Source organism: Enterobacter cloacae complex sp. P24RS (genome assembly GCF_014982165.1).
Lineage (GTDB): Bacteria > Pseudomonadota > Gammaproteobacteria > Enterobacterales > Enterobacteriaceae > Enterobacter > Enterobacter quasihormaechei.
The window spans coordinates 325,304-351,271 of the sequence record NZ_JADCKU010000004.1 but is presented as its reverse complement, the minus strand read 5'-3'; the positions used below and the strand labels follow the sequence as shown (position 1 = coordinate 351,271).

Genomic DNA, 25,968 nt, shown 5'->3' with positions numbered 1-25,968 from the left:
ATGTCAAATAAAATGACTGGTTTAGTAAAATGGTTTAACTCTGAAAAAGGCTTCAAATCATCATAAGGTCAGCATTTTAGGGGATCAGGCCTTCATCCCCTTCCCCCTTGCCAAGTTAATTCTGTCAACGCATTCTCTTAGCAATTTGACTTGCTCCGGAGAGAGTTCAGATTCATCAATTGTTGTCAGAAAAGCGTTGAGAGAGCGCTCAATATCATTTTTAGTTAACCGTAAACAGATAACCTTAACCCAACGTGGCGAGAACTTGCTGAGGCCAATTGCTCTTGTGATTCGTAATTTCATGCCATGTCTCTTTACCGCCATTTTGGCGTTTTTGCAACCTCGTTTATAGCACGCAATGGATAATGTTATGTGAATATTTCGCCTTAGAATTTTCTAAGGGTCGTTTAGCCAGGGTAACCGGGCTTTCAGTGAACATCTAAGTTGGTTTTCCAGCATGTCACAAAAGCGCCTCGTCATTACCCGAAGCGGCTTATCACGTGAAGGTAGTTTTTACGGTCATACACAGGCTGGAATGTCAGCTTTGTGCCAAAAGCGGACATCGCAAAGTTGCTTCGCGAATATGGCAAATTCTTCTGGATCAGACGCGCCAGCCCTACGGATTAACATGTGTCATTACTCTCCGAAGGAATTCACTTACCTTCGGTTTTACGATAAATGTCTGGTCGATTGATCTGCCAGACAAAGTCTGGCCTGTTCAACGGGTTATACCCCAGTTTTTGGTATAACCAGGGCGCGCTGTCGGTGACCAGCATTATTCGTCGCAGGCGTGAGATCAACGGATGAACGTGACAGCATTCAATCAGCCAACGACCAAGACCACTTTTCTGATACTCATCCAGCACATAGACGTCGCACAAATAACCAAAAGTGGCATAGTCAGTGACCAGACGGGCGAAGCCAATTTGCCTTGTTCCATCCAGAAGCGCAAAACAAAGGCTGTTTTGGACTGAAATCCTGACCGTTTCAGCATCAATGCCAGGAGCCCAGGAAGATTGCGAGAGGTAATCGTGAATGGCTTCCAGTTGAAAAGAAGCAGGGTCGGTTGTGACAGTAAACTGGTCTTTGGTAAAATTCAGGTGCTGATTACTCACTGAACATCACCTTCTGCATTTACTTGTGAACAGACAAACCTTGCTGGCGAGGGCTGGTTTCTATATTGGGCCATGCTCAGGATGCTTTTTCATGTACTGTCATGATGAATACCAGTGGGCACTCCCCCTGATTCTCATAAAAATGAGGAACGTCCGTTCTGGCTGTTGCCGAACAGCCAGTTTTTACCTGATACAGGTGATCCTTCACACCCAGCGTGAGCGTGCCCGTCTGAACATATAACAGCTCAAGCGTCCCTCCCGTGTGGCCGGGCGAAGCAAACTTTTCCCCCGGTTGCATTTCCCACATCCAGAGCTCGGTCATATCAGGGCCACCCGAACCAGCAAGCAACCTTGCTCTCCCACCTTTTTCTCCAGCCCACAATTCAGGGATCTCATCTTTAGCAATGAGGTGCACGGTCGGTTTGGAGCTGACATCTACAAAATCAGCCACCGAAACGCCCATCGCGGCGGCGAGACGGCATAACAGGGCTATGCTGGGATTTGCCCGGCATCCCTCAATCTCAACCAGTGCTCCCTTGCTGACGCCCGCCCGGCGGGAGAGTTCATCGAGAGATATTTTCTTTTGCTTACGATACAGCTTAATCCGCTGAGATACGGCTTCATTTACGGTGTTGACGATAGCATTTGCATCGGTCATTAAGTTGACTTTTTTGGTCATGGGTCATTATCATGGAATAAATTGGTCATTAAAGGATTATCTCGTGTTAACAGTCACCCCGTCAATTGCCCCTGAAATTTATCGCATTGCTCCCGGCTTTCGGGCACTCAGTATCTACGTAAAAGCTGCGCCAGTGCTTAACCTCGATATCGGAGAAACGGCGCTGCGGGAAGCTTGTGAAGCGGTTCTGGCCGGTGAGCCTAAATGGGCGGAATCTCATCTGATCGCATGGGCCGACGTTTTTCAAAAGTTTGGAGCTAAACCTAAGCGCACCCCTTGCTCAGCGGATGCGTTACGCAAGCGTGTATTACGTGGCGGAACGATGCCAGCGATCGATCCCATCGTTGATCTTTATAATGCCGTTAGTCTCCGCTATGCCGTTCCGGTTGGTGGAGAGAATATTGCTGCGTATCAGGGTTCGCCGCATCTGGGGGTGGCAAAAGGAACAGAGCCTTTTGATACCGTCAAAGAGGGGGAAACGGCCGTTGAATATCCTTCACAAGGAGAGATTATCTGGTGTGATGATATTGGCGTGACCTGCCGTCGCTGGAACTGGCGACAGGGGATCAGAACTCGCTTAGGCGTGGAAGCTCAACAAATGTGGTTTATTCTGGAAAGCCTGCCGCAGATGCCGATGGATAAACTTCACGAAGCCGGGAAGATGTTGACCGACGGCCTGGAAAAAATGATGCCCGGTCTGTGGTTTGAAGTGGCTCTTATCGAAGAGCAATGCCAGTAATACCATTCAGGAGAAATAAAATGTTTACTGGCTTGTCTGCTTTCCCGTTAACCCCAGTCACCGGCAATGGAGTCGATGAGCAGGGGTTCATTAATATTCTGACCCGCCTTACGGCGGCACGTGTGGATTCTATAGGCATTCTGGGGTCAACCGGAAGTTATGCCTATCTGACCCGGGAGCAGCGCAAGCGTATCGCTACTCTGGCAAAACAGCATGCCGGGGATATCCCAATGATGGTTTGTGTGGGGGCGGTCAGTACCGACGCTATTCTGCATCTGGCAGATGATGCGCAGGCAGCTGGCGCGAATGCCCTTTTACTCCCGGCGGTCTGCTATCAAACACTCCGTGATGACGAAGTCTTCTCGCTCTTCGAGACCGTTACCCACCACGTGTCAGTACCGGTGTGTATCTATGATAATCCAGGTACCACGCATTTTACCTTTACGGATGAACTGCACGGGCGTCTCTCGTCACTTGAGGGCGTTCGCTCGGTTAAGATCCCCGGTGTCCCCGTTAGTCCGGAGGCAGCGACGGAACGAGTGGCTGCGTTGCGCCAACAACTGCGCCCTGATGTAACCATCGGTATTAGTGGCGATACCTATGCCGGGCTCGGATTAAATGCGGGTTGTGAAGTCTGGTACTCCGTGTGCGGCGGTCTATTCCCGCAAACAGCAAAACAGATAACTGACGCAGCAGCAGCGCAGGATCATGTACGCGTTACTGCACTGACAGCGCGACTTGAACCGTTGTGGGCGCTGTTCCGTAAACATGGCGGAAGTATTCGCGTTATTGCCGCTGCTGCTGGTGTACTTGAGCTTACCGACACGGATTGCCTGCCTCGACCTCTGCAACCGTTGTCAGCTGCCGACATCGCGGATATTGCCCATGTGATAAGCACGCTAGATCTGAAGTGATCTCTCCGCAGGACTGGCAGCTACAGGTCCTTTTGAAACAACCTCTTTAGGTCCGCTTCTAGCTCAAAGCGGACCATTGCATCTCTATGCCCTGCCACCAGCTTTCAAGCGAGCATATTTAGCTTTCAAAAGCTCCGCCGGTGTCGGCCCCTTCGGAGCAACTGGTGCAGCCAACGCCCGTCGAACAGGCGGAATCTGCTTCCCGGACAGCACCCGCTTTTCCCACATGTCCAGAATATCGCCAGCTTCACGCTCGAGCTCTTTATGGCTCAGTTGAACATCGGTTCCGCGGCGACGCAGTTCGAGGCAGATGTGGTAAAAAACCGGTTTCGGCCAAGGATACTGCTCACTGCTCGGGTACCGGAATACCAGCTTACGCCACTTCCAGTATTCGGCCATGATTTCATTGGTGGTGATCCCCAGTACGCATCGCCCTTCCCTGCACCATTTGATGAACTGGCCTGGCGAAGGCAGGAACGGACGCTCCTGGCGGCGTACCATGCGCATACCGGCTTCAACCTGCTCCATGGTGGTTATCCCATTTTCTTTGAACGCCAGCACCCATTGTCGGCGGATCTCGTTCACATCCTCCTGACTGCGATTAACCAAGCTTGCGGGGAACGCGGCGGCCAGCTGTACGAACAGCCCGTTGATAATCTGCGCCACCTGCTGCGTTTGTTCGCGTTCGGTGTACTGCTCAGACAGGTTATGGGCCAAGCGGCGAGCCTGTTCCCTGTCAAAATTGCGAATGCTCTCGGCTAGGTTTTTCATTCCAGCACCCCGTCAATCCAGTCGGTGTTATGCAGGTCGATGCCGCCGCGGGAAGGTTTTGGCGTTCCGGTTGCGCGCAGCCGCTTCGTGGTGAGCTGATCCCACTGTTTGCGAAGACTCGAGGGGCTCAGGATGTTGTCTTTCCAGAACTCGTCCCGGTTAGCCCACTGGAACAAGTCACAGATTTCGTAGTGAGTACGCTTGTCCTGGACACGCATCAGCCTGATGGTGTTTGCCCATTCAGCCCAGTTTGGCTCGGATAGCGATGCGTTGACGGTGAGAAGCCTGTCGTAAATCCAGCGAGCGGCCTTGAGGTCGTCAGCAGATCCCCATGATTTACCTGCCGGGGTGTATATCCCGGCGGCAGCTTCTGGATGGCGTGAGAGAAATTTTTGAGTTTTCTGGTTTCGGGATTCGTCAGAATTCCGAGACGAGGATATTTTATTATTGTTCTTGTTATAGTCTTGGGTGTCTACCGTTTCCGGGAAGGTTTTTCCCGTTTTCGGTAACACTTTTCCCGATTTCGGGAAGACTTTTCCCGTTTTCGGTTTGTCTAAAATCCAGGCTGAAAGGTCAGTATTTATACCGACCGTTTTCATCACGCCCTGCTTCTGACTGAAGATAATTTTGCGTTCTGCGAGTGACTTGAGCGCATCAGAAACGTGGGAATCACTCAGCCCTGTAAGCTCGGCGATCACCGTGTTCGTAACGCGGTCCTGTTTCTTGTTCCAGCCGTAGGTAAGCCAGATCACCGCCTCAAAACATTGCCATTCCCGGCCTGACAATCTGAGGCGCGGCTTAAGCTGTTGGATCTCGTTAGCGACCTTGGTATACCCGTTCGACAGGTCGGCCATACGACCTCCCGGTTGTTCGTTTCTATGGGGAAAATTGATAATTTCAGCTGTGTTTGACATACTTATCTCCGCAATCGTTAGCCACTTTTGCACCTGAAAGCCGTTGGTGTTCGAGCACCGCGGCTTTCGCCTTTTCTGAAGTCTTCACATTGCCCCCAGCATGGTTGTGACCATCGTCATTAGCGGGCCAAACTGCTCCGGCATCAGACGGAACAGTGATGCTATTCCCTCACTTAGCTCTTTGAGCTTCTGATGCTCTGGTGCGTCCAGCAGGACAGCCTGCTTAGCCTCGGCACACTCTTTCATCGCAGAGGCGATCAGCGACACTGTGTCGTTCTTCGGCGCCAGACGGTTGCGGAACTCCAGCGGCAGGACGGCCATGATTGCCGGGGCCAGCTGGCGGACGTTCTCGCGGTACTGCTCAGAGTCGAAACGGTTATCCAGGAAGCGAAACAGCTTCTGGCGCGCACGGCTGATATCCTTCGGGAAGCTGATGGCTGTCCCGCCCCGCTCCCGGTATTCGTTGATGATCAGCGCCGAAACGACGTCCTGATTGTTCAGCGCCGACGACCACGCCCGGACTACTTCGCGGATCTTTTCGTGGTCTGGAGCCGCCTTAGGTTGAGCGCGGTTTATCATTTCTCCCGGGTGTATTCTGGTATTCTGTTGATACGCAAGTGAATGCATTGCTTTGCCTTTCGTGGTTAGGGCCGCCGTTAAGCGGCATGGTTATCAGGGTGTGGAAAGATGGACGGCAGGTCCGGGCGGAATTCATGTGCCTGTATTTCACCGCCAACCGCTTTCACCAGTTCAGGAACGTGAACCGGGGAAATGCGTTTCTTTCCGTTAAGCCAGTCGCAGATAGTGGACTGGGCTTTACCGCAGCGTTTTGCCAGTTCTTTCTGGCTGCCAGCGATGGCGATCGCTTTCTCTACTGCGGAGTTCTTCTCTACTGTTTGGGTTTTCATAATCACCTCAGCTATCAGTCTAGAGCGATTATGTTTATCACCTTAGCGAATGTCAATCGCATAGGCGATTTTTTGCTAAATAATCGCTTGAGCGATAGAGTTAAAGAGGTCATTAACAGAGGTGAATATGGGATTCTCGGAGCGCCTGGCGCAGGCAATGAAACATGCTGGATATACACAAGGCCGGTTAGCGAAAGATGTCGGCATGGCTCAGTCCAGCGTCAATAAGCTGCTGAAGAATGCAAACGGATCACGTAAGACCGTTGAGATCGCCTCTGTACTGGGTGTGCGGCCAGAGTGGCTGTCTGCTGGTGAAGGGGAAATGGCTTCCAGTAGCGCAAGAGAACCGACTGCGCTTTGCCAGGTTAAGTCGTCATTGAATGGGGTTTACCGCGTGGATGTACTCGACGTTAAAGCCAGCGCTGGGCCGGGCAGTATTGCCACCAGCGATTTCATTGAAACTATCCGAGCCATCGAATACACGACTGAGCAGGCGCGCGCCTTGTTCGGCAACCGACCTGCTTCGCACGTCAAAGTGATAACAGTAAATGGCGACAGCATGGACGGCACGATTTCACCTGGCGATCAGATTTTCGTTGATACCAGCGTTACGCACTTTGATGGTGACGGGGTATACGTCTTTGTTTTCGGAAAGACACTGCACGTTAAGCGCCTGCAGATGCAGCGTGACCGCCTGGCAGTAATCTCCGATAACCCAATTTACGAAAAGTGGTACGTCGAACCAGAGGACGAGGACGCGTTCTACGTGATGGCCAAGGTGCTCCTTAGGCAGTCTGTCGACTATAAGCGCTTCGCATAGCCCGGTTTCCGGGCTAGCATCTCCAACCCTCTTTAATCAATTTTTCGCGTAAAACCTCTATACGTTGAAAGTCCTTTCTTTTTTTCAAGATCACTGACAGTTGAGAGAAGCCATAATGTGATGGCGGGTAAAAATCACTGGGATACTTATTTCCAGTTAACGATTCGTATTCTTCAACCCTTTTGTCATGAGCGCTACGTAAAGCCGAGAATGCCAACTCAGATAGCGCAATCATCTGTTCGCATAAATGCTCGGCCCTGGCAAGATTATCTCCCTCCTCCCTAAGTTTGTAGAACTTCTTAATATCCTCCTGGAGGCCAAAGTGAACCTGAACGATCTGTTCAGGGCTAAGCCAGCGGAGTTTATCAACCCACTCTTTATGCTCCATAAGCATCTTCCTCCAAAAAAATCAGCATACCACGAAGATAAATTTCATTAAAAATCGCTTTACCAATCACATAATTATCACTTTGGTAGTGATGATTATCGTTTTGGCGATTGACTACGATAATCGCTTTAGCTATTGTTGACCCATCGAAACGAAACATCGACAGCTGAGCGAAGTTAGCCAGCGGCGGACAGCAAGTCGCCTGCTTTTTAACAACATGCAGATTTACAGCGTCAATGACCTGTTAAGACCCCTACATGAAAACGTGCTGTATCACAGGGTTCAATCAGGTCGGTGAGAGAGTATCCCGCACGAGAGCGAGAACGGCGTGAGAACGGGCAACACTGGCAGGGAGTTGGCGCTACCAATACAGGTAATGTTTTGGGGTGTGGTGGCAGTGACCTCAAGCGAGGTGCAACGCTAGCAGTGTGATAAGACCTGAAAATCGGTTGGGCAGAGTGTTGTTTGCCAATACAGAAACAGGGCGCTCAGGAAGTAAGTGAGAGTGGCGACTCAATACCACCCACCACACCATTTCAATGGGTCGAATGGCCTGCGATGAATAAACAAAGGGGTGAGGGTATGGATAAAAGACTGGAAGAGTACCTGGCTGCTCTAGCAAAACAAGCAGGCGTCAGTTTTAGTGAGGCCTGCAAGATTGTAATACGACAAATCAACGATCATCATCGCAGTGATGCAAATCAAAATTCAGTGGTAGGGGGTAATTCATCTATCAAGAGCTAAATACCAAGCTCTTCCTTCACTTTGAGTTACAAGGATATGAGGATCGATGTTTAACGATTTGGATATGCGCATCACCTCATCTCGAACCTGATATAGGCCTAATGATTTAGAGGCCACATATTCCGCATCCGGGAGCTTGAACACCTGCCCATCATCGCCAGTAACCGTTCGATGATATCCGGAAGCAAGCATGCTTTCATGAAGCTTGTTATAGGTTTCCCAATCAGCGCCACTTAGCTCAACCCTAACGGTGTAGTCCGTCATTGATATTCCTTATTTTTAACCGTGGAAGCTCAAGAATATCAGTTCCTTTAACCGTGGAAAGTGAAGGAAATCACGCGCCGGGCGTGACTAAACTTCCCGGCACCAATAACCGAAAAGTCGCCTAACAAGCGGCTTTTTTCATACCTCAGTCGCTTCAACGAGGCTGCTTAGTTATGACAACCGGCGGTCATCCACCGCTACAACAATGTGCATCAGGTATAAATGTTCCGCTGGCCGGCGTTAAGGCACAAAGCACACAAATTCTATAAATATCGGAGGTGAATATTGCAACCACTACGTATATACGCATTAACGTTCGTAAATAAAGCTCTAACACTTTCAACTGATAACCGTGATGATTTTTGGCTGGAAATTCCCGGAGGTATTGGGTGGGTTAAATTCTCCAGGCTCCGGGAAGAAAAAGAATTTACAAATGATGGAGCGTTGTTTGCAGCCACTGAACTGCGTTCGGTATCTGACCTAACCCCTTACCCACAAGTTCAAGCACGATGTGTTTTGTGGCGTCAGCGGGAAGCTCTTTTAAGCGCTGCAAATACACTTTCTTTTCTTCTGGGTCTGAAACATTCTGATTTATGAAATCCCTTAAAGCAGTGAGCGATTCGTCATGGAGTTTTACTGTCACCACTTTTAATGAGGAAGAGATACTTCCCTCTTCACTGAGCAAGTTAATAGCATCCTTAGTTACTGAAATCGTGTCTAGAGCAGGCTCTTTACCGCTTAGATATTCTTCTATTCCTCCCTTAATCATTCCCTCTTCTCTCAAATAAGCGATGTTTTGTAAAAGCGTTTTCTTATCAAGAGCAGCTAACTCCCTCGGTATGTACTCGATCGGGTCAGGATAGCTCTCTAAAGCGAGTTGAAGAATTTGCAGCTGAAGATTTCGGTTAAACGTGGCCATCCATGTTTCCTTGTGCTGGCCGTGTGAGAACTTCCAGCATACCACCGAGCCTGAAGTGGTTAAAAGACAGGCATAACAAGGAGATCATTATGATTGATTTCGCACGCAAACCAGGACGGCAGCAAGCCGTAAAACTTAATTTGTTCGAAGTGATTCTTCGCCGCTTGTGCTACCGACTGGCGCAAAAGGGGAATCCAGATGTGTAACTCAACGAAATGCGGGTACTGCGGCAATCCGGTTAAACCGGAGGAAGTAGTCAAAAGTACCCTTCTCTATCGCAACGGCTCACAGCTGGCGCGCAAAGAAAAAGAATACTGCTTGAACGTTGTGCTTCGTACGACCAGATGGCCCACGAGGCATAACGTAAAAGCCGCGCAAGGCGGCCCGTACGTCCGGTGCTCCCGACCAAAGTTACACCGGAAAACTACTTAAAAAACCAAAGTTCACCCAATGGGCGCTATCTCTGGCCCGGGGATCTTACATCCAAATAAGAGGATCTCACATGGAATTTTTCTATGTAGTTAAGGCTACGCAGAAATCCGGCAAAGAAGACGCAGTGATTTGGTTCACTGCTAAATCAGAAGCCCGTGCCAACCTGCAGCTAGATGTTGAACTGGAAGATGCTGGTATTGAAACCGGACGCGGTAAGGATTACGCCAAACCGGTTCGCACCGATTTCCCTGTTTACAACGACCTGCCGGAAGAAAGCACCGTGGATTACACCTGGTGCAAACGCTACGAACTGGACGAAGACCAGCGTACGTGGAAAGTGAAGTTACAGCATGAAGATTCTTACCAGAACTCTTTTGAGCAGTCGACTTGCAGTATTACTGATACCAAAGACACAAAGATGCCTGAGCTGATCACGGTTGCTACGCTCCCACTGCGTCATCGCATTCTGGCTCAGTTCATTTCTGACGAGTACGCCTATCACATCGACACTGAGCAGAAGAATGAAATTCAACAGCTCGAGATGGATGTCGATAACAGCTACGTTCAAAACATGCTGCTCGCTGCAGAGAACGTCGATGCGTTCAAAAAAGCGACTGAATTCGAAATTGCCAGGGTTGTTGAGGCTCTGAAGACTGTCTTCCCGTTAGACGGGAAGCGGACAGACCTGTCTCTTGTCATTCATTTCTTTAAGACCTGGTTCAACACCGAGCATATCGATCGCGGCATTCTCGTTCGCGAATGGGCTGCCGGAAACCGAATTAGCAGCGTGCAGCGTACTGACGTCGGCACAAATGCAGGTGGCGGAAATGAGACAGATCGTAATTCAGGCTACACACATACGCTCGATACACTCGACAGTGAAATAGCTCTGGCCACCCTGCCTGATGACTTCAATATCTACGATATACCCGGTTCTGTTTACCGTAGGGCGAAAGAAATCGTCGCAGCTAAAGAAAGCCCATTCAAGGAGTGGTCTGCCGCTCTTCGCAATACCCCTGGCATTCTCGACTATTCACGCGCATCAATCTTCGCGCTTATCAGAAGCGCACACCCGGAATATTACAAAAACCCGGGGCGCCTCAGCGGATTCATCAGTGCCAATCTGACTGAAAGCGATCATGGAAAACCAACAGCCGAAACGCTGGCTGCAGCGCGGCACAATCCAGAGGTGAGCTGGGAAAGTGAAGTTAACGAGCAGATTGAAGCGGAACAAGCATCGTTAGCAACGCAGCCGCAGGTCACGAACCTTGGCGATGGCATGTTCACTATCGATAACCTGATGAACGAAAAACAAACACAGAACGATGACCGTTCACCGGTTACAGCGGAGACCACCAGTGATGTGCAGATGGAAACGACTCAGCCAGAGAAAGACGAAGATGTTGGTTCGGTACCACCGGGCGAAGGCACTGATGCAGCTAATTCCCAGACAGATTCCGTAGAAGCAGACCAGTTGCAGGAAACAACAATTGACGTTCAGGAATCAAACCCAGAAGGGGAGTTCCCTGCATACTTCGAACCTGGCCGCTACGAAGGTCTGCCGAATGATGTTTATCACGCAGCAAACGGCATCAGCTCAACTCAGGTGAAAGATGCCCGCGTCAGCCTGATGTACTTCAATGCGCGCCATGTAGCTAAAACTATCCCTCGCATAGCATCAAAAGTGCTGGACATGGGAAACCTGGTGCACGCCCTTGCATTGCAGCCGGAAAATCTCGAAGCAGAGTTCAGCGTAGAACCTGAGATCCCCGAGGGCGCTTTCACGACCACCGCAACTCTGCGTGAGTTCATCGACGAGTACAACGCCAGCCTGCCGGCGCTGCTAAGCGCTGACGAGATTAAAGCGTTGCTTGAACAACATAACGCATCCCTTCCCGCTCCAGTGCCGCTTGGCGCCAGCCTGGAAGAAACGGCTCAAAGCTATATGGCTCTCCCTGCTGAGTACCAGCGTATTGAAGGAGGCCAGAAGCAAACGGCAACGGCAATGAAGGCATGTATCAAAGAGTACAATGCCACTCTGCCCCCGCAGTTGAAAACCAGCGGTAGCCGTGACGCGCTGCTCGAGCAGTTAGCAATTATCAATCCTGACCTGGTGGCGCAAGAAGCGCAGAAACCACAACCGCTGAAAGTCTCTGGCACGAAGGCCGATCTGATTCAGGCCGTGAAAGCAGTCAAACCAGATGCGGTTTTTGCCGACGAGTTGCTGGATGCCTGGCGTGAGAATCCGGAAGGAAAAGTGCTGGTCACCCGCCAGCAACTAAGCACCGCTCTGAATATTCAAAAAGCGCTTCTGGCTCACCCGACCGCCGGCATGCTGCTGACCCACCCGAGCCGCGCCGTCGAGGTAAGTTACTTTGGCTTTGAGGAGGAGACGGGCCTGGAAGTTCGTGTGCGCCCCGACCTCGAGATCGACCTGGACGGTGTGCGTATCGGCGCAGACCTGAAAACTATCAGCATGTGGAACGTAAAGCAGGAAAGCCTGCGCGCCAGACTGCACCGGGAAATCATTGACCGCGACTATCACCTGAGCGCGGCAATGTACTGCGAAACCGCGGCGCTGGACCAGTTCTTCTGGATTTTCGTCAACAAAGACGAGAACTACCACTGGATCGCCATCATCGAGGCATCCGCTGAACTGCTGGAGCTGGGCATGCTCGAGTACCGCAAAGCGATGCGCGCTATCGCAACCGGATTCGACACAGGTGAATGGCCAGCACCAATCACAGCCGACTATACCGACGAACTGAACGACTTCGACCTGCGCCGTCTTGAAGCGCTGCGTACACAGGCATAAGGGGGATATATGCAAAATACCAACGTTACCGTTGCTGATCAGAACACCGTTATCAATTCCAACGTGGCACTGTTCGATTCTCAATACCTGAACGCCATCAGCACTTTTGCGCAGATTATGGCTCAGGGCACCGCGACAGTTCCTAAGCATCTTCAGGGCAATCAGGCCGATTGCATGGCCGTAGCGATGCAGGCCGCACAATGGCAGATGAATCCCTTTGCTGTGGCACAGAAGACGCACCTGATTAATGGTGTGCTCGGGTACGAAGCGCAGTTGGTCAATGCCGTCATATCGCGTAGCGGCGTGCTTGCCAGCCGCTTTGAATATGAGTGGTACGGGCCATGGGAAAAAGTTGTTGGAAAATTCCATATTCGTAAAGGCGAAAAAGGCGAGTACCGGGTTCCAGGTTGGAACATGGCTGACGAGGCTGGGATCGGCATCATTATCCGCGCAACGCTTAAAGGTGAAGATCAGCCGAGAGAACTCGATTTGCTGCTGGCTCAGGCCCGAACCCGAAACTCTACCCTTTGGGCTGATGACCCTCGCCAGCAGCTGGCGTACCTGGCCGTAAAACGCTGGGCGAGACTGTTCTGCCCGGATGTGATTCTGGGCGTTTATACCCCGGATGAGCTCGATGATCGTCGTGAAGAACGAGAGGTAAACCCGGCACCGGCTCAGCACGTTAGCCTTGCAGACATTTCAGGTGACATCGTCACTACGACTCAAACGGCTCAGGAATCAGCTCAAAACATCGATGCACTTGCTGATGATTTCCGTGTTCGCATCGAGGCGGCTCAGGATCTGGATAGCGCTAAAGCTCTACGCGCAGATATTGAAACAGTCAAAGTAACGCTGGGTTCTGCCCTGTTCACTGAGCTGAAAAACAAGGCCGTGAAGCGTTATTAACTGGTTGATGCACGGAACAAAGTCGAAGCAGCCATCAATTCCCTGCCACCTTCAGATGAACCCGATGCAGCTGCGCGGTTCGCGGAAGTAGAGCGCGTTCTTGCAGCGTCGAAACGCCATCTGGGCGATGAATTGCATGGTCAGTTCAGCATCACCCTGGCGGATATGAAACCGGAATACGTGGACTAACGAGATCGGGAGGGAAAACCCTCCCTCAAGGAGAAGAAATGCGACTGATTAATCGAGGCAGTAAGCAATCCCCTCTAGCTCGCCAGGCATGTGAAATCGCACTCGCAGCCCACCAGCAAAGATATGGTGACTATGGGCGCAGCAAGATGAAAGAGACCTATACGGTGAGAGTGGAAGGCGTGAAGGTCTGGGTTGAAGTGGTCAACTGCAAGGCAAGCTACGTGGCCACGGCAATGACCGGCATGCGCCGACTGCGATCCTTACCTGGGCAGGTGGCCTGATATTGAAATATCACACTACATGACTTTGAGAGCTCATATTTATCAAACTGGAGGTTTTCATGGGACAGCTCGTTAGCTTGGAGGATTGGGCTTCCGGTCCAAACGGCTTCAAGCAACCACCATCCAGAGCGGCGCTGCACAAGATTGCTAGAACAGGACAAACAATCCCAAGGGCGCTGAAACAAGGTCGGCGGTGGGTTATCGATGAAGAGGCCAAATTCATTGGTATGCTCACATCGCCGACTCTACCACCACGCATGCCGAAAGCGGTTAAGACGCTTATGGAGAGAGTAATTAATGGCAGCCAGACCACGTAATCACAGGGTTACTATCCCAAATCTCTACTGCAAGCTTGATAAGCGTAACAGCAAAACCTACTGGCAATATCGGCATCCTTTAACCGGTCAGTTTATCGGTTTTGGTACCGATCAAGAGGCGGCCAGACTGGCCGCCTCTGAATTGAATCGTCTTCTTGCGCAGCAGGAAGCTGCCCAGTCGTTTGCCCTGATAGATATGGTCAGCCATAAGAAAGTTAATTCCAAGAAATCGATGAGGATGCGCCTATGGATTGAACGGTATCTGAAAATTCAGGAGGAGCGACTCAGCAATAAAGAGATAAAAATTAATACGCTTAAATCAAGAAGGACATGCACGAACGTACTGGTTGAAAGGATGCCTGACATTGGCATTCAGGAAGTCACTACCAAAATGCTGGCAGCCATTACAGACGAATATAAAGCCAGAGGCAAAGCACGAATGGCGCAAACGCTCCGCAGCGTCTGGATTGACCTGTTCAAAGAAGCGCAGCACGCAGGCGAAGTTGAGCCGGGATATAACCCGGCGCTAGCCACAAGAAAAGTCGTTGTCCGGGTAAGTCGTTCGCGACTGAACCTTGAGATGTGGAAGGCGATATTTGAAGCGGCCTCCAATATGGCGCCCTACGTCCAAAACTCCATGCTTCTGGCAGTTGTCACCGGGCAACGGCGCGGCGATATAGCCAAAATGAAGTTCTCTGATGTCTGGGACGGTCATCTCCACGTTGAGCAGCAAAAGACCGGGGCGAAACTGGCTATACCGCTCTCGCTACGCTGCGAGATGTTGGATATTACACTGGCGCAGGTGATCAAGCGATGCAGGGATCGGGTCGTAAGCCCCTGGCTTCTCCATCACGTGACCTCAAGCGGTAATGTGAAAGCAGGCGATCAGGTTGGCGAGAACAGCCTTAGCGTCTCCTTCAAACTCGCGATCGATAGTACTGGCATTTCCGTAGAGGATGGGAAAACAATGCCCACTTTTCACGAGCAGCGTTCTCTATCGGAGCGTCTGTATGAGGGGCAAGGCATCAATACCCAGCAGCTACTAGGTCACTCATCAGACAGGATGACAGCTCAGTATCATAACGATCGCGGTCTCGAATGGGTGAAAGTGAAGGTGTAGCTACGTGAATAATTGGACCGTATCCCCCTGCAAATTTCCCAGAATTTAAGAATTCATTTTGGGGAGGAATTTTGGAGGAGTTTTGGGGAAGACAAAATCGGGCAAAAACCGGGCACCGCGCCCGGTTCTGCTTCCAGCCTGAAAAAGCCCTTACGAACTCAACCCGCGGTTATCCAGCATCGGTTCGATCTTCGGATCGTGGCCGCGCCAGTTCCGGTAAAGTTCAGCTAAATCAGTACTGTTACCGCGCGACAAAATCGCCTCGCGGAATTTCTGCCCGTTTTCACGCGTCAGGCCGCCCTGCTCGACAAACCACTGGTAGCCGTCGTCGGCCAGCATCTGCGTCCACAGGTAGGCGTAATACCCTGCCGCGTAGCCCCCGCCAAAAATATGGGCGAAATAGCTGCTGCGATAGCGCGGCGGTACGGCAGCAAGATCCAGCCCCTCTTTTTTCAACGCGGCGGATTCAAAGGCCTCCACGTCCTCAACCGGCGCCTGAATGCCGTGCCAGTTCATATCCAGCAGCGCGGCGCTCAGCAGCTCCGTCATGTCATAACCCTTGTTAAACTGGGTCGCGTTGAGCATTTTTTCCCGCAGCGCATCCGGCATCGGCTCGCCGGTTTGGTAGTGACGGGCAAAGTGTGCAAATACCTGCGGATGGCTGGCCCAGTGTTCATTGATTTGCGACGGGAATTCAACAAAATCACGCGGCGTATTGGTGCCAGAAAGCGTGGCATAGCGCTGGCTGGCAAACAGGCCATGCAGCGTGTGGCCAAACTCGTGGAACAGGGTAATCACATCGTCCCAGGAGATCAGCGCGGTCTGCCCGTTAGCCGGTTTTTGATAGTTGCAGACGTTGTAAATCACCGGACGCGCGGTAAACTCGTAAGATTGCTCAACGAAATTTCCCATCCAGGCGCCGCCGGCTTTGGAATCACGCGCGAAGAAGTCGCCGTAGAACAGCGCCATGCCTTCACCCGTATGATCGAAAATCTCCCACACGCGCACGTCCGGGTGATAGACCGGGATATCGAAACGCTCGACAAAGCGAATGCCGAACAGCTGCGTGGCGGTCCAGAATACGCCATCCTCCAGCACGGTATTAAGCGCGAAATAGGGTTTAATCTGCGATTCGTCCAGCGCATATTTCGCTGAGCGCACGCGTTCGGCATAAAACGCCCAGTCCCAGGCCTGCACCGAAAAACCGCCCTGCTCGCCGTCAATGACCTTCTGAATATCTGCCTGCTCCAGCGCGGCCCTGTTACGCGCCGCAGGAACTATCCCGCGCATGAATTCAAGCGCGGCAGCCGGCGTTTTCGCCATCTGGTCGGCAATGCTCCAGCTGGCATAGTTTTCAAACCCGAGCAGCTGCGCCTGCCTTGCCCGTAACGCGGTAAGCCGACGGATCAGGTCGCGCGTATCGTTTTCGTCGCCTTTCTGAGTGCGTTCCCAGCCCGCATTAAACAGCTTTTTCCGCGTCTCGCGCTGCGTGAGTGCTGCCAGCGCGGGCTGTTGCGTGGTATTCAAAAGCGGGATCAGCCAGCGATCCGTCAGCCCTTTTTCTGCGGCAGCGTGAGCGGCGGCGTCTCTCTCCTCCGCGCTGAGCCCGTCAAGATGTTGAACATCGTCCACCACCAGCCCGCCCGCCTTGTTTGCAGCCAGCAGGCGCTGGTTGAACTGGCTGGTCAGGGTGGCGGCTTCGGTATTCAGGGCTTTCAGCTCGGCTTTTTCATCGGCGTTCAGTCGCGCACCCGCCAGAACAAAGTGCTGATACGTCTCCTCTGTCAGCCGACGGGATTCAGCATCCAGCGTGTCGCGATCCTGCCAGACGGCTTCCACGCGGGCGAAAAGCGTATCGTTTAGCCAGATATCGTTCGCCAGCCCGGCCAGTTCGGTAGAGAACTGCTCGTCCAGCGCCTGGAGATCATCGTTGGTGTGTGCGGACGTCATGGCGAAGAACACGCTGCTAACGCGCGACAGCATGGCCCCGCTCTTTTCCAGCGCCAGCACGGTGTTATCGAAATCCGGCGCGGCGCGCTGCGCGATAATCGCGTCAATGTCAGCACGCTTGAGGCGCATTGCTTCATCAAACGCCGGGCGATAGTGGCTGTCTTCTATCACATCAAAACGCGGGGCCTGATAAGGCAGCAGGCTCACGTCAAAGAAAGGGTTGTTGACCGACATCGTTTACTCCTGAGCACGGTATTTCTCACCAGAGTAGGCCAGCCTGCCCCGGCCTGCAATGACGTCATACAAATGTTGCCTTAACGACCCGCCCGAGAGCGTGCTATGGTAGTACAACACAAAAAGCGTTGAGGAACAGTGAGATGATTATTTTAGTTACCGGGGCGACGGCAGGTTTTGGTGAAAGCATCACGCGTCGCTTCGTCGCCAACGGACACAAGGTGATTGCAACGGGTCGACGTCAGGAGCGTTTGCAGGAGCTGAAAGACGATCTGGGCGACAGCATCCTGACCGCGCAGCTGGACGTGCGCAACCGTGCCGCCATTGAAGAGATGATTGCAAACCTGCCTGCCGAATGGCGTGACATCGACGTTCTGGTCAATAACGCCGGCCTGGCGCTGGGCATGGAGCCTGCCCACAAAGCCAGCGTGGAAGACTGGGAAAACATGATCGACACCAACAACAAAGGCCTGGTGTACATGACCCGCGCCGTGCTGCCGGGCATGGTTGAACGTAATCGTGGTCATATCATTAATATCGGTTCCACCGCAGGCAGCTGGCCTTACGCGGGCGGCAACGTCTATGGCGCAACCAAGGCCTTTGTACGCCAGTTCAGCCTGAACCTGCGCACCGACCTGCACGGTACCGCCATCCGCGTGACCGACGTTGAGCCGGGCCTGGTAGGCGGAACGGAATTCTCCAACGTGCGCTTCAAGGGTGACGACGCGAAAGCGGATAAAACCTATGAAAATGCAAATGCGCTGACGCCGGAAGATATCACCGAAACCGTCTGGTGGGTCGCGACGCTGCCGAAGCATGTCAACATCAATACTGTTGAGATGATGCCCGTCAGCCAGACCTATGCCGGACTCAGCGTGCATCGCGGGTAATTCACCCTTCCCGGCCTGCGGGCCGGGTATGTGATGACGGGTAAAAGAATGGTAGTATGTTCAGGTTAACTCTCTGAGAAATCACAACCCATGGCCGCTGAATCGCAACTTAATCCTACCCAGCCCGTTAATCAGCAAATTTATCGCATCTTACGCCGTGATATTGTTCGCTGCCTGATCCCGCCGGGAACGCCGCTCTCAGAAAAAGAGGTTTCGGTACGTTTTGACGTTTCCCGTCAGCCCGTGCGCGAGGCGTTTATTAAGCTTGCAGAAAACGGCCTTATTCAGATCCGCCCTCAGCGCGGCAGCTACGTGAATAAAATTTCGCTTTCGCAGGTGCGTAACGGCTGTTTTGTTCGCCAGGCCATCGAGTGTGCGGTTGTGCGCCGCGCCGCGTCGCTCATCAACGACAACCAGTGTTACCAGCTGGAGCAAAACCTGCATCAGCAACGCATTGCCATCGATCGCAAACAGTTAAACGACTTTTTCCAGCTGGACGATGAGTTTCACCAGAAACTGGCGCAGATTGCCGAGTGCCAGCTCGCGTGGGATACCGTCGAAAACATCAAGGCCACCATCGACCGCGTGCGCTATATGAGCCTCGACCACGTGTCTCCGCCAGAAATGCTGCTGCGCCAGCATCACGATATTTTCAGCGCGCTGGAAAAACGCGACGCGGAAGCCGTAGATAAAGCAATGACGCTTCACCTCCAGGAAATTAGCGAGTCGGTTCAGTTAATTCGTCAGGAAAACAGCGAGTGGTTTAGCGAAGAATAAAACCTCGCCGCCCCTTTCGGTTGCGGCGAAGCGATTAGCGAACCACTAATACCGGAATAGTGGCGTAGCGCAGGATAGTTTCAGCATTCGAACCCAGCAGATGCGTTGTGATACTCGGATTTTTCGATCCGATAACGATGACATCATATTTCCCCTCTTTGCTGAGCTTGATGATTTCATCCCGTACGTTGCCGAAGCGTACTTCACAGTCAATATTGTCCGGGGACATATCAAAGAGCCGTTTCAGCGCTTTCATCTTCTTATCAGACTCGGCGGTCATATACTCTTCGAATTTCTTAATATCGGCATTGAACCCCCGCAGTAACGAACGGCTGCTGTTAGGAAGAATGTTGACCAGGGTGATGGTCGCGCCTTCCGCCTTCGCGAGATTGGCCGCATGGCGTACCGCTTTGTCGCTCAAGTCCATTTCAAACACGTCAACAGGCATCAAAATTTTCTTATACATAAGCCTGACTCCTTTTCCAGTGAAGGGTTATTTTCTGCTTCCAGAATGGCATTGCGGAGATAAACAAAGCCTAAACACTTGCATCCTGAAATTATCAATTAAGGAAAATAACTGTCCGCTTTGTAAAGCGGTGTCCTGAACCGTCAACGCCATCATGAAATAAGAAAAAAGTGTGAGCTTGATCAAAAGCAAATAATTTCGTTTAAGAGAGGCGTATTAATAGTGCCCCGTGAACGGCAGTCGTTGAATTAGCGCCGTAACGGATAAGTGCGAGAGGAGAAAATACCATGATGACATACGACCGTAACCGCAATGCAATCACCACCGGCAGCCGCGTCATGATTAGCGGCACAGGCCAGTTCGGCGTGATTAAAGCGATCCACAGCGACGGCCTTAATGCCGAGCAGGTGCGACGTAATAAAACGGTTGAAGTGGACGGATGCGAAGGTAAGTTCGAACCGATTGAGCTGATTCGCCTGGGGATGCACTAAGCCGTGCCCCGACATGCCGCCGCGAACGGCGGCATGACATAGCGTTACAGCTGAGCGGCGTACTCCGCAACCGTGGCCTTCGCGCCTTTTTGTAGCAACATCTGATAGGCCTGCATGACCGCCGCCACAAACACCGCGTCCTTCGGCAGCTCGTTACCGAAAATAGACTCAATGCCCAACAGCGCATTAACGCGGCTTTCCCCTTCAGGGCTACCGTTTACCGCCGCCTGAATCACCGCCAGCTGCGGATCGCTCACCTCAATCGCGTTACCCTGCTCATCCACACCGCCGACATAACGCATCCAGCCCGCCACGCCCAGGGCCAGCAGCGGGAAAGGCTTCTGGTGGACAAGGTGCCAGCGCACGGAATCGAGCATGCGCTGCGGCAATTTCTGGCTGCCGTCCATGGCGATCTGCCAGGTGCGGTGGCGCAGTGCCGGATTGCTGTAGCGCGCGATCAGCTGGTCGGCATAACGACCTAAATCCACGCCTTTCACTTTCAGCGTCGGCGCCTGCTCTTTCAGCATCAGCGCATGCGCGGCGATACGGTAATGTTCATCTTCCATGCAGTCATTAATGTGCTGATAACCGGCCAGGTAGCCAAGATAGGCCAGGAACGAGTGGCTGCCGTTAAGCATTCTCAGCTTCATCTCTTCAAACGGAATGACATCAGAAACCAGCTCCGCACCGGCCTTTTCCCACTCAGGACGGCCTGCAACGAAATTGTCTTCAATCACCCACTGGCGGAACGGCTCGCAGGCCACGCCTGCCGGATCGCGTACGCCAGTCAGCTGCTCGATTTTATCCAGCGTGTCGGCCGTGACGGCGGGCACAATACGATCCACCATGGTTGACGGGAAGGTGACGTTCGCTTCGATCCAGTCGGCCAGTTCGCCATCAACAGCGCGCGCGTAGGCACAGGTCACATTGCGCATCACGTGGCCGTTCTCCGGCATGTTATCGCAGGACATCACGCTGAATGCCGGTAGCCCCGCCGCCTTGCGACGCGCCAGCGCTTCCACCACCACGCCCGGTGCAGATTTTGGCTGATGCGGGTTTTGCAGGTCTGCAACGATTAACGGATGATCGAGCATCAGTTGTCCGGTTGCCGGGGAGTGGCAATACCCTTTCTCGGTGATGGTGAGCGACACAATGGCAACCTGCGGCTCGCACAGGGCCGCCAGCACGGTTTCCAGCCCGTCCACCTGCGCATGGAGCGCGGTTTTAACGACGCCGACCACGCGTGCCGTCCAGGCATCGGCAGACATTTCTGCCACGGTATAAAGGTTATCCTGTGCCTTCAGATCGGCGATCTGCTGTTCGCCGCCAATCAGGTTAACTTCGCAGTAACCCCAGTCGCTGCCCTGTTCTGCGGCGAGTATGTCGGTGTACACCGCCTGGTGCGCGCGGTGAAACGCGCCAAACCCTAAATGAACAATGCGTGCCTTAAGGCTGCCGCGATCGTACTGCGGACGCGTTGCCTTCGCCTGTAATAACCGGTTTTCCATGATTGAGACTCGTTAATTAATGAAAGCTGTGATTCGCTGCCGCTTGCTTAACAAAGCGGCAGCGCCTGCTGACTACACCAACTAGAATGGCAGTCGGAGTCAAAAAACGCTGCCATTAACCATACTGATACGTCGTTTTCAGATCTTGATTTACATTAACTTTTCGCCATGTGGTGTGACATCAGAGAAAAGTTGTGTGACAGGTAGCGCAAGATGTAAACCATTAGCGACGGGAAGAGAGCGCGCCGTAGGCTACCGACCCCTTATGTGACGCTTCTGCCGCATCTTCCGCTTCACTCAGATCGCGATCGCGCACTTCCGGCATCAGCAAAGCGGAGAGCAGCCCAATCAGCGAGTACGCCACCAGCATCGCCACAATCGGCCACCAGGACCCGGTCATGTTGCAGAAGATCCCCGCCAGCACCGGACCAAAGCCTACGGCCACCAGCCCACCCGCCTCTTTCGAGATCGCCATGCGGGTAAAGCGGTTCCGCGAACCAAACATCTCTGCCATGGTGATATTTTCCAGCGCAAACAGCCCGAGCACCGCGAAGTTATGAATAACGATGATAGAGAGCATGATCACGCCCGGCGCGTAACTTTTATCGACGATGATCGACAGCATCGGGTAAGCCAGTATGATGGCTGAAATATTAAGGAGGATATACGGCAGACGGCGCCCCACTTTATCGGACAGCCAGCCCAGCAGCGGGATGGTGAGGAAGCCGAGAATCGAACTGATCATCAGCGCATCGGTTGGGATCGCCTTATCAAACAACAGCGTCTGCACCAGATACCCGGCAAGAAACGTCTGAATCAAACCTGAGTTCCCGGCCTGACCAAAGCGCAGCCCCGTTGCCAGCCAGAACGATTTGCTCTTAAACATCGCGCCTAATGAGGTATCCTGCGCCGCCGGCGCAACGGTTTCGTCGTCGTTAACCTTCTCAAACACCGGGCTCTCTTTAAGGTTCATACGCAGCCAGATGGCGAAGATCATCACCACGACGCTGGCGAGGAACGGCACGCGCCAGCCCCAGGCAATAAGCTCTTCACGATCGAGGGCAAAGAACATGACGGCCCAGATCGCCGTGGCGCTCAGCGTTCCGCAGTTGGTTCCCATGGCGACCAGCGAGGAGATGATGCCGCGTTTCCCCTTCGGCGCGTACTCCGCCAGCATGGTCCCTGCGCCGGAGATTTCCGCCCCCGCGCCCAGCCCCTGAATAATACGCAGCGTCACCAGCAGCACCGGTGCGAAAATCCCGATCTGCGCGTAGGTTGGCAATACGCCAATTAAGGTGGTGCAGATCCCCATCATGGTGATGGTGATAAACAGCACCTTTTTACGGCCAATTCTGTCCCCCATTCTGCCGAAGATAAATGCCCCGACGATACGCGCGATGTAGCCAGCGCCGTAGGTCCCCATCGCCAGGATCAGCGCCATGGCCGCAGACTGTTCAGGGAAGAAGATTTCATGGAATACCAGCGCGGCGCCAAGGGAGTAGAGCTGGAAATCCATAAACTCCAGGGCGGTGCCCAGCCAGCCAGATACGGCGGCCTTCACCAGGTCTGACGTACTTCTTTGAGGTTGTGCTTGAGTCATAATGGCTGTCTCTGAAAGGTAAGATGCGTACCACTTAGAGCCTGTCTTCGCAGGCTCTTAACCGCGTGATTTTTATTGGTCGAACGTGAGCAAGACTTTGCAGCACTGCCGCTGATCTTTTTCAAACAGTTCGATGGCGTCTGTAACGTGGTGATAGTCAAATGTGTGGGTGACCAGTTTTTCAGGGTCGATCAGCCCTTTCTCCAGCCAGTCGATAACGACCGGGAATTTGTTGGCATTCAGGCGCGACGAGAAAATTGACAGCTCTTTGCCGGTGATCCCCTGCTGCACGATCTGGCTCGGGTCGCTGGAGAAGCCCATCAGCACGATGCGTGCCGCCGGGGAAGCCAGCACAATCGCTTCCTGCAAAATGGAGGGATGACAGGCAGCATCGATGATCAACGTCGGCTTGATCCCTTTTTCATCCAGCGCGGCCTGTAGCGATTGCTCTCCGTTGTTGAAGACCCAGTCTGCACCGCTGCGCTGCGCCATCGCCAGCCGCTCATCAATACGATCCACCACGATGACCTGCTTCACCTTGTAAACGCCCTTCAGCGCCTGCACGGTGACGAGCCCCATCGGGCCTGCGCCGTAGATCAGCGCCACGTCGTGTTCGGTGGGTTTCGCCTGCCCCGTGACGTTAGCGGCAATGGTGAAGGGCTCAACCATCACCGCGTGTTTGTCTGGGATCGCAGCCGGAATGTGCCAGGCGTTTTTTGCCGGCACAACGGCGTATTCGCTGAAGCCACCGTCGCGATGGACGCCCAGCACCACCAGCGAGGTGCACACGTTCGGTTTTCCGACGGAACACGGGTAGCAGTGCCCGCAGCTGATCACCGGATCAACCGAGACGCGCTGGCCCAGCCGGGAGCTTTCCACGCCTTCGCCAATCGCGTCTATTTCGCCAAAGAATTCGTGACCAATGACGCGCGGGTATTTCGCAAACGGGTTATGCCCGCGATAGATATGGCTGTCTGAACCACAGATCCCGGCCAGCCTGATTTTGACGCGGACCTCCCCTGCGCCCGGCAACGGGAGGGGACGCTCTTCAATCACCAGCGCATTGGGCTGTTGGATCACTACGCTTTTCATCATTCGCTCCTCGTTTACCAGTTCCAGAGGGTGCCGTCTTCCAGGCGGGCCACCGGCAGATAGGCCGGATCGTACGGGTATTTCGCCGCCAGCTTCTCGTCGAACTCGATGCCCAGCCCTGGCTTGTCACCCGGGTGCATATAGCCGTTATCAAAGCGCCAGCTGTGCGGGAACACTTCCAGCATCTGCTCTGAGTACCCCATATACTCCTGCACGCCGAAATTCGGTACCCACAGGTCAAAATGCAGCGCCGCGGCGTGGCAAATCGGCGACAGATCCGACGGGCCGTGTGAACCGGTACGCACCTGATAGAGTGAGGCAAAATCCGCAATACGACGCATCCCGGTGATGCCGCCCGCGTGGGTTATGGTGGTGCGGATATAGTCAATGAGCTGCTCTTCAATCAGCTGCTTGCAGTCCCAGATGCTGTTAAACACCTCACCCACGGCAATCGGCGTGACGGTGTGTTGGCGGATCAGGCGGAAACATTCCTGGTTTTCAGCGGGAGTGGGATCTTCCATCCAGAACATGCGGAACTCTTCAATGCTCTTGCCGAACCGCGCCGCTTCGATTGGCGTCAGACGGTGGTGCATGTCGTGGAGGAGATGTTCGTTGAAGCCAAACTGGCTACGCACGGCATCAAACAGTTTTGGCGTGAAATCAAGGTATTTCTCGGTGGACCACAGCTGCTCGTCCGGCCAGTCGCCTTTGGTTGCAGGCTCATACGCCAGCCCTTTTCCTTTAGACATACCATAGGTGGTTTTCATCCCCGGCACGCCGCACTGCACACGGATGGCCTTAAAACCCATCTCTTTGTGGCGGGCGTAGTCTTCCAGCACGTCATCAATGGTGTGCCCGGTGGTGTGACAATAGACCATCACCCCTTCGCGGGATGCGCCGCCCAACAGCTGGTAGAGCGGCATGTTCGCGGCTTTTGCTTTGATGTCCCACAGCGCCATATCCACGGCGGAAATCGCGGACATGGTGACCGGACCACGGCGCCAGTAGGCCCCTTTATAAAAGAATTGCCAGATATCTTCGATGCGGTGCGCATCGCGGCCAATCAGCTGTGGGCAAAGGTGATCTTTCAGGTAGGAGGCCACGGAAAGTTCACGTCCGTTCAGCGTGGCATCACCCAGGCCGACAATGCCCTCATCGGTCGTGATTTTAAGGGTGACAAAGTTACGCCCCGGGCAGGTGACAAATACTTCAGCCCCGACAATCTTCATAATCCATTTCCTTACATCTTCGTTGTGATGCAGGAAATTTACGCAACTACACTACTACCATACAAGTATAATGATCGTAAAATCAGCGGACGATCACATTATAAGGACGCTTATGCGCGTCCCCAGCCGGCCACGATGATCAACATGCCGCACAGGGCAACCACTGCGCCAGCCCAGTCGTACAGGCTTAGCCTGACGCCATCGACAACGCGCAGCCACAGCAGTGCGGTACAGACGTACACCCCGCCGTAGGCGGCATAAACTCGTCCGCTGGCGGCCGGATGCAGGGTAAGCAGCCAGACAAAAAGGGCCAGCGCCACCCCAGCAGGGATCAGCAGCAGCGCGGACGCGCCCCGCTTTAGCCAGAGCCACGGTAAAAAACATCCGATGATTTCACACAGCGCGGTCGCGAAAAAAAGCAGCGTCGTTTTGAACATTTTTCTCGTTTCGTGAGGATTGATTTAGACATCATACGCGATAATGCTCTCATCGTTCC

At 53.1% G+C, this 25,968-nt stretch carries 28 protein-coding genes and 3 pseudogenes; 14 read left to right on the top strand and 17 right to left on the bottom strand.

Annotated features, from left to right (window positions below):
* Nucleotides 1-653: 653 nt before the first annotated feature.
* Together INF58_RS06305 and INF58_RS06300 are read right to left on the bottom strand one after the other, a co-directional pair.
* Nucleotides 654-1,115 carry a GNAT family N-acetyltransferase gene (locus tag INF58_RS06305; protein ID WP_193355243.1) on the bottom strand — a complete coding sequence of 154 codons (462 nt, stop codon included), beginning with the start codon at nucleotides 1,113-1,115 and terminating at the stop codon, nucleotides 654-656.
* A 76-nt stretch (nucleotides 1,116-1,191) separates the two neighbouring features.
* The gene (locus INF58_RS06300) at nucleotides 1,192-1,794 is read right to left on the bottom strand and encodes an XRE family transcriptional regulator (protein ID WP_193355244.1); all 603 of its coding nucleotides are present in this window, start codon (nucleotides 1,792-1,794) and stop codon (nucleotides 1,192-1,194) included.
* A 43-nt stretch (nucleotides 1,795-1,837) separates the two neighbouring features.
* On the opposite strand from INF58_RS06300, the gene INF58_RS06295 reads away from it, so the two are divergent.
* Nucleotides 1,838-2,533 (top strand): B3/4 domain-containing protein, encoded by a 696-nt coding sequence (locus INF58_RS06295; RefSeq protein WP_193527260.1) that lies wholly within the window; start codon nucleotides 1,838-1,840, stop codon nucleotides 2,531-2,533.
* Between the two features lie 20 nt (nucleotides 2,534-2,553).
* Entirely contained in the window at nucleotides 2,554-3,447 is an 894-nt protein-coding gene (locus INF58_RS06290) for a dihydrodipicolinate synthase family protein (RefSeq protein WP_193527259.1), read from the top strand.
* A gap of 84 nt (nucleotides 3,448-3,531) precedes the next feature.
* Here INF58_RS06290 and INF58_RS06285 read toward each other — a convergent pair whose 3' ends face one another.
* The 4 genes from INF58_RS06285 to INF58_RS06270 form a co-directional block, all read right to left on the bottom strand.
* Complete coding sequence (locus INF58_RS06285) at nucleotides 3,532-4,218, bottom strand: replication protein P (RefSeq protein WP_193355247.1); 687 nt, start codon at nucleotides 4,216-4,218, stop codon at nucleotides 3,532-3,534.
* Nucleotides 4,215-5,132 carry a replication protein gene (locus tag INF58_RS06280; protein WP_193527258.1) on the bottom strand — a complete coding sequence of 306 codons (918 nt, stop codon included), beginning with the start codon at nucleotides 5,130-5,132 and terminating at the stop codon, nucleotides 4,215-4,217. The genes INF58_RS06285 and INF58_RS06280 overlap by 4 nt, the downstream gene beginning before the upstream one ends.
* An 84-nt stretch (nucleotides 5,133-5,216) precedes the next feature.
* Nucleotides 5,217-5,759: a toxin YdaT family protein gene (locus tag INF58_RS06275; RefSeq protein ID WP_193527257.1), complete on the bottom strand. Its 543-nt coding sequence runs from the start codon at nucleotides 5,757-5,759 to the stop codon at nucleotides 5,217-5,219.
* Nucleotides 5,760-5,788: 29 nt separating this feature from the next.
* A complete protein-coding gene (locus INF58_RS06270) occupies nucleotides 5,789-6,040 on the bottom strand; it encodes a helix-turn-helix domain-containing protein (RefSeq protein ID WP_154850783.1) in 252 nt (83 codons plus the stop codon).
* Between the two features lie 127 nt (nucleotides 6,041-6,167).
* Between INF58_RS06270 and INF58_RS06265 the strand changes: the two genes are divergently transcribed.
* Nucleotides 6,168-6,860, top strand: coding sequence for a helix-turn-helix transcriptional regulator (locus tag INF58_RS06265; RefSeq protein WP_110108449.1), 693 nt, complete (start codon nucleotides 6,168-6,170; stop codon nucleotides 6,858-6,860).
* A gap of 13 nt (nucleotides 6,861-6,873) precedes the next feature.
* On the opposite strand, the gene INF58_RS06260 is transcribed toward INF58_RS06265, so the two are convergent.
* Together INF58_RS06260 and INF58_RS06255 are read right to left on the bottom strand one after the other, a co-directional pair.
* A complete protein-coding gene (locus INF58_RS06260) occupies nucleotides 6,874-7,248 on the bottom strand; it encodes a hypothetical protein (protein ID WP_110108450.1) in 375 nt (124 codons plus the stop codon).
* Nucleotides 7,238-7,408: a hypothetical protein gene (locus INF58_RS06255; RefSeq protein ID WP_193527256.1), complete on the bottom strand. Its 171-nt coding sequence runs from the start codon at nucleotides 7,406-7,408 to the stop codon at nucleotides 7,238-7,240. The genes INF58_RS06260 and INF58_RS06255 overlap by 11 nt, the downstream gene beginning before the upstream one ends.
* A 422-nt stretch (nucleotides 7,409-7,830) precedes the next feature.
* Between INF58_RS06255 and INF58_RS06250 the strand changes: the two genes are divergently transcribed.
* A complete protein-coding gene (locus tag INF58_RS06250) occupies nucleotides 7,831-7,992 on the top strand; it encodes a hypothetical protein (protein ID WP_193527255.1) in 162 nt (53 codons plus the stop codon).
* Here INF58_RS06250 and INF58_RS06245 read toward each other — a convergent pair.
* Both INF58_RS06245 and INF58_RS06240 read right to left on the bottom strand, forming a co-directional pair.
* A complete protein-coding gene (locus INF58_RS06245; protein ID WP_046885672.1) occupies nucleotides 7,975-8,256 on the bottom strand; it encodes a hypothetical protein in 282 nt (93 codons plus the stop codon). The two genes, INF58_RS06250 and INF58_RS06245, sit on opposite strands and share 18 nt — an antisense overlap.
* A 427-nt stretch (nucleotides 8,257-8,683) precedes the next feature.
* On the bottom strand, nucleotides 8,684-9,175 hold the full coding sequence (locus tag INF58_RS06240) for a hypothetical protein (protein ID WP_046885673.1): 492 nt from the start codon (nucleotides 9,173-9,175) through the stop codon (nucleotides 8,684-8,686).
* An 86-nt stretch (nucleotides 9,176-9,261) separates the two neighbouring features.
* Between INF58_RS06240 and INF58_RS21075 the strand changes: the two are divergent.
* The 7 genes and pseudogenes from INF58_RS21075 to INF58_RS06215 form a co-directional block, all read left to right on the top strand.
* Nucleotides 9,262-9,381 (top strand): annotated as a pseudogene (locus tag INF58_RS21075) (hypothetical protein); the annotation flags it as partial.
* A pseudogene (locus INF58_RS20915) lies at nucleotides 9,374-9,537 on the top strand (YdaE family protein). The pseudogenes INF58_RS21075 and INF58_RS20915, both read left to right, overlap by 8 nt.
* Before the next feature lie 140 nt (nucleotides 9,538-9,677).
* Nucleotides 9,678-12,422 carry a RecE family exodeoxyribonuclease gene (locus INF58_RS06235; RefSeq protein WP_193527254.1) on the top strand — a complete coding sequence of 915 codons (2,745 nt, stop codon included), beginning with the start codon at nucleotides 9,678-9,680 and terminating at the stop codon, nucleotides 12,420-12,422.
* A 9-nt stretch (nucleotides 12,423-12,431) separates the two neighbouring features.
* A pseudogene (locus tag INF58_RS06230) lies at nucleotides 12,432-13,517 on the top strand (RecT family recombinase).
* 38 nt (nucleotides 13,518-13,555) lie between these two features.
* On the top strand, nucleotides 13,556-13,798 hold the full coding sequence (locus tag INF58_RS06225; RefSeq protein WP_193527253.1) for a DUF4060 family protein: 243 nt from the start codon (nucleotides 13,556-13,558) through the stop codon (nucleotides 13,796-13,798).
* 59 nt (nucleotides 13,799-13,857) lie between these two features.
* Nucleotides 13,858-14,115, top strand: coding sequence for an excisionase (locus INF58_RS06220; protein WP_193527252.1), 258 nt, complete (start codon nucleotides 13,858-13,860; stop codon nucleotides 14,113-14,115).
* Nucleotides 14,096-15,235 carry a phage integrase Arm DNA-binding domain-containing protein gene (locus INF58_RS06215; RefSeq protein WP_193527251.1) on the top strand — a complete coding sequence of 380 codons (1,140 nt, stop codon included), beginning with the start codon at nucleotides 14,096-14,098 and terminating at the stop codon, nucleotides 15,233-15,235. Before INF58_RS06220 ends, INF58_RS06215 begins: the two co-directional genes overlap by 20 nt.
* Before the next feature lie 150 nt (nucleotides 15,236-15,385).
* On the opposite strand, the gene dcp is transcribed toward INF58_RS06215, so the two are convergent.
* Nucleotides 15,386-17,419, bottom strand: a complete 2,034-nt coding sequence (gene dcp, locus INF58_RS06210; RefSeq protein ID WP_193527250.1) for a peptidyl-dipeptidase Dcp — start codon at nucleotides 17,417-17,419, stop codon at nucleotides 15,386-15,388.
* Between the two features lie 143 nt (nucleotides 17,420-17,562).
* Between dcp and ydfG the strand changes: the two genes are divergently transcribed.
* Both ydfG and INF58_RS06200 read left to right on the top strand, forming a co-directional pair.
* Nucleotides 17,563-18,309 (top strand): bifunctional NADP-dependent 3-hydroxy acid dehydrogenase/3-hydroxypropionate dehydrogenase YdfG, encoded by a 747-nt coding sequence (gene ydfG, locus INF58_RS06205; RefSeq protein WP_063866818.1) that lies wholly within the window; start codon nucleotides 17,563-17,565, stop codon nucleotides 18,307-18,309.
* 90 nt (nucleotides 18,310-18,399) lie between these two features.
* The gene (locus INF58_RS06200; RefSeq protein ID WP_063866819.1) at nucleotides 18,400-19,086 is read left to right on the top strand and encodes a GntR family transcriptional regulator; all 687 of its coding nucleotides are present in this window, start codon (nucleotides 18,400-18,402) and stop codon (nucleotides 19,084-19,086) included.
* A gap of 34 nt (nucleotides 19,087-19,120) precedes the next feature.
* Here INF58_RS06200 and INF58_RS06195 read toward each other — a convergent pair whose 3' ends face one another.
* On the bottom strand, nucleotides 19,121-19,552 hold the full coding sequence (locus INF58_RS06195) for a universal stress protein (protein WP_063451452.1): 432 nt from the start codon (nucleotides 19,550-19,552) through the stop codon (nucleotides 19,121-19,123).
* 287 nt (nucleotides 19,553-19,839) lie between these two features.
* Here INF58_RS06195 and ydfZ point away from each other — a divergent pair, with 287 nt between their 5' ends.
* Entirely contained in the window at nucleotides 19,840-20,043 is a 204-nt protein-coding gene (gene ydfZ, locus INF58_RS06190) for a putative selenium delivery protein YdfZ (RefSeq protein ID WP_063451453.1), read from the top strand.
* Between the two features lie 44 nt (nucleotides 20,044-20,087).
* Here the strand turns inward: ydfZ and INF58_RS06185 are convergent, their stop codons facing one another.
* The 5 genes from INF58_RS06185 to INF58_RS06165 all read right to left on the bottom strand — a co-directional run bounded on the left by INF58_RS06185 (nucleotide 20,088) and on the right by INF58_RS06165 (nucleotide 25,909).
* Nucleotides 20,088-21,551, bottom strand: coding sequence for a mannitol dehydrogenase family protein (locus tag INF58_RS06185; RefSeq protein WP_193527249.1), 1,464 nt, complete (start codon nucleotides 21,549-21,551; stop codon nucleotides 20,088-20,090).
* 223 nt (nucleotides 21,552-21,774) lie between these two features.
* On the bottom strand, nucleotides 21,775-23,151 hold the full coding sequence (locus tag INF58_RS06180) for an MFS transporter (protein ID WP_193527248.1): 1,377 nt from the start codon (nucleotides 23,149-23,151) through the stop codon (nucleotides 21,775-21,777).
* 72 nt (nucleotides 23,152-23,223) lie between these two features.
* Nucleotides 23,224-24,243: a Zn-dependent oxidoreductase gene (locus tag INF58_RS06175; protein ID WP_193527268.1), complete on the bottom strand. Its 1,020-nt coding sequence runs from the start codon at nucleotides 24,241-24,243 to the stop codon at nucleotides 23,224-23,226.
* A 14-nt stretch (nucleotides 24,244-24,257) separates the two neighbouring features.
* The gene (gene manD, locus INF58_RS06170) at nucleotides 24,258-25,472 is read right to left on the bottom strand and encodes a D-mannonate dehydratase ManD (RefSeq protein ID WP_063866823.1); all 1,215 of its coding nucleotides are present in this window, start codon (nucleotides 25,470-25,472) and stop codon (nucleotides 24,258-24,260) included.
* Nucleotides 25,473-25,582: 110 nt separating this feature from the next.
* A complete protein-coding gene (locus tag INF58_RS06165; RefSeq protein WP_063866824.1) occupies nucleotides 25,583-25,909 on the bottom strand; it encodes a YnfA family protein in 327 nt (108 codons plus the stop codon).
* Nucleotides 25,910-25,968: the final 59 nt, after the last annotated feature.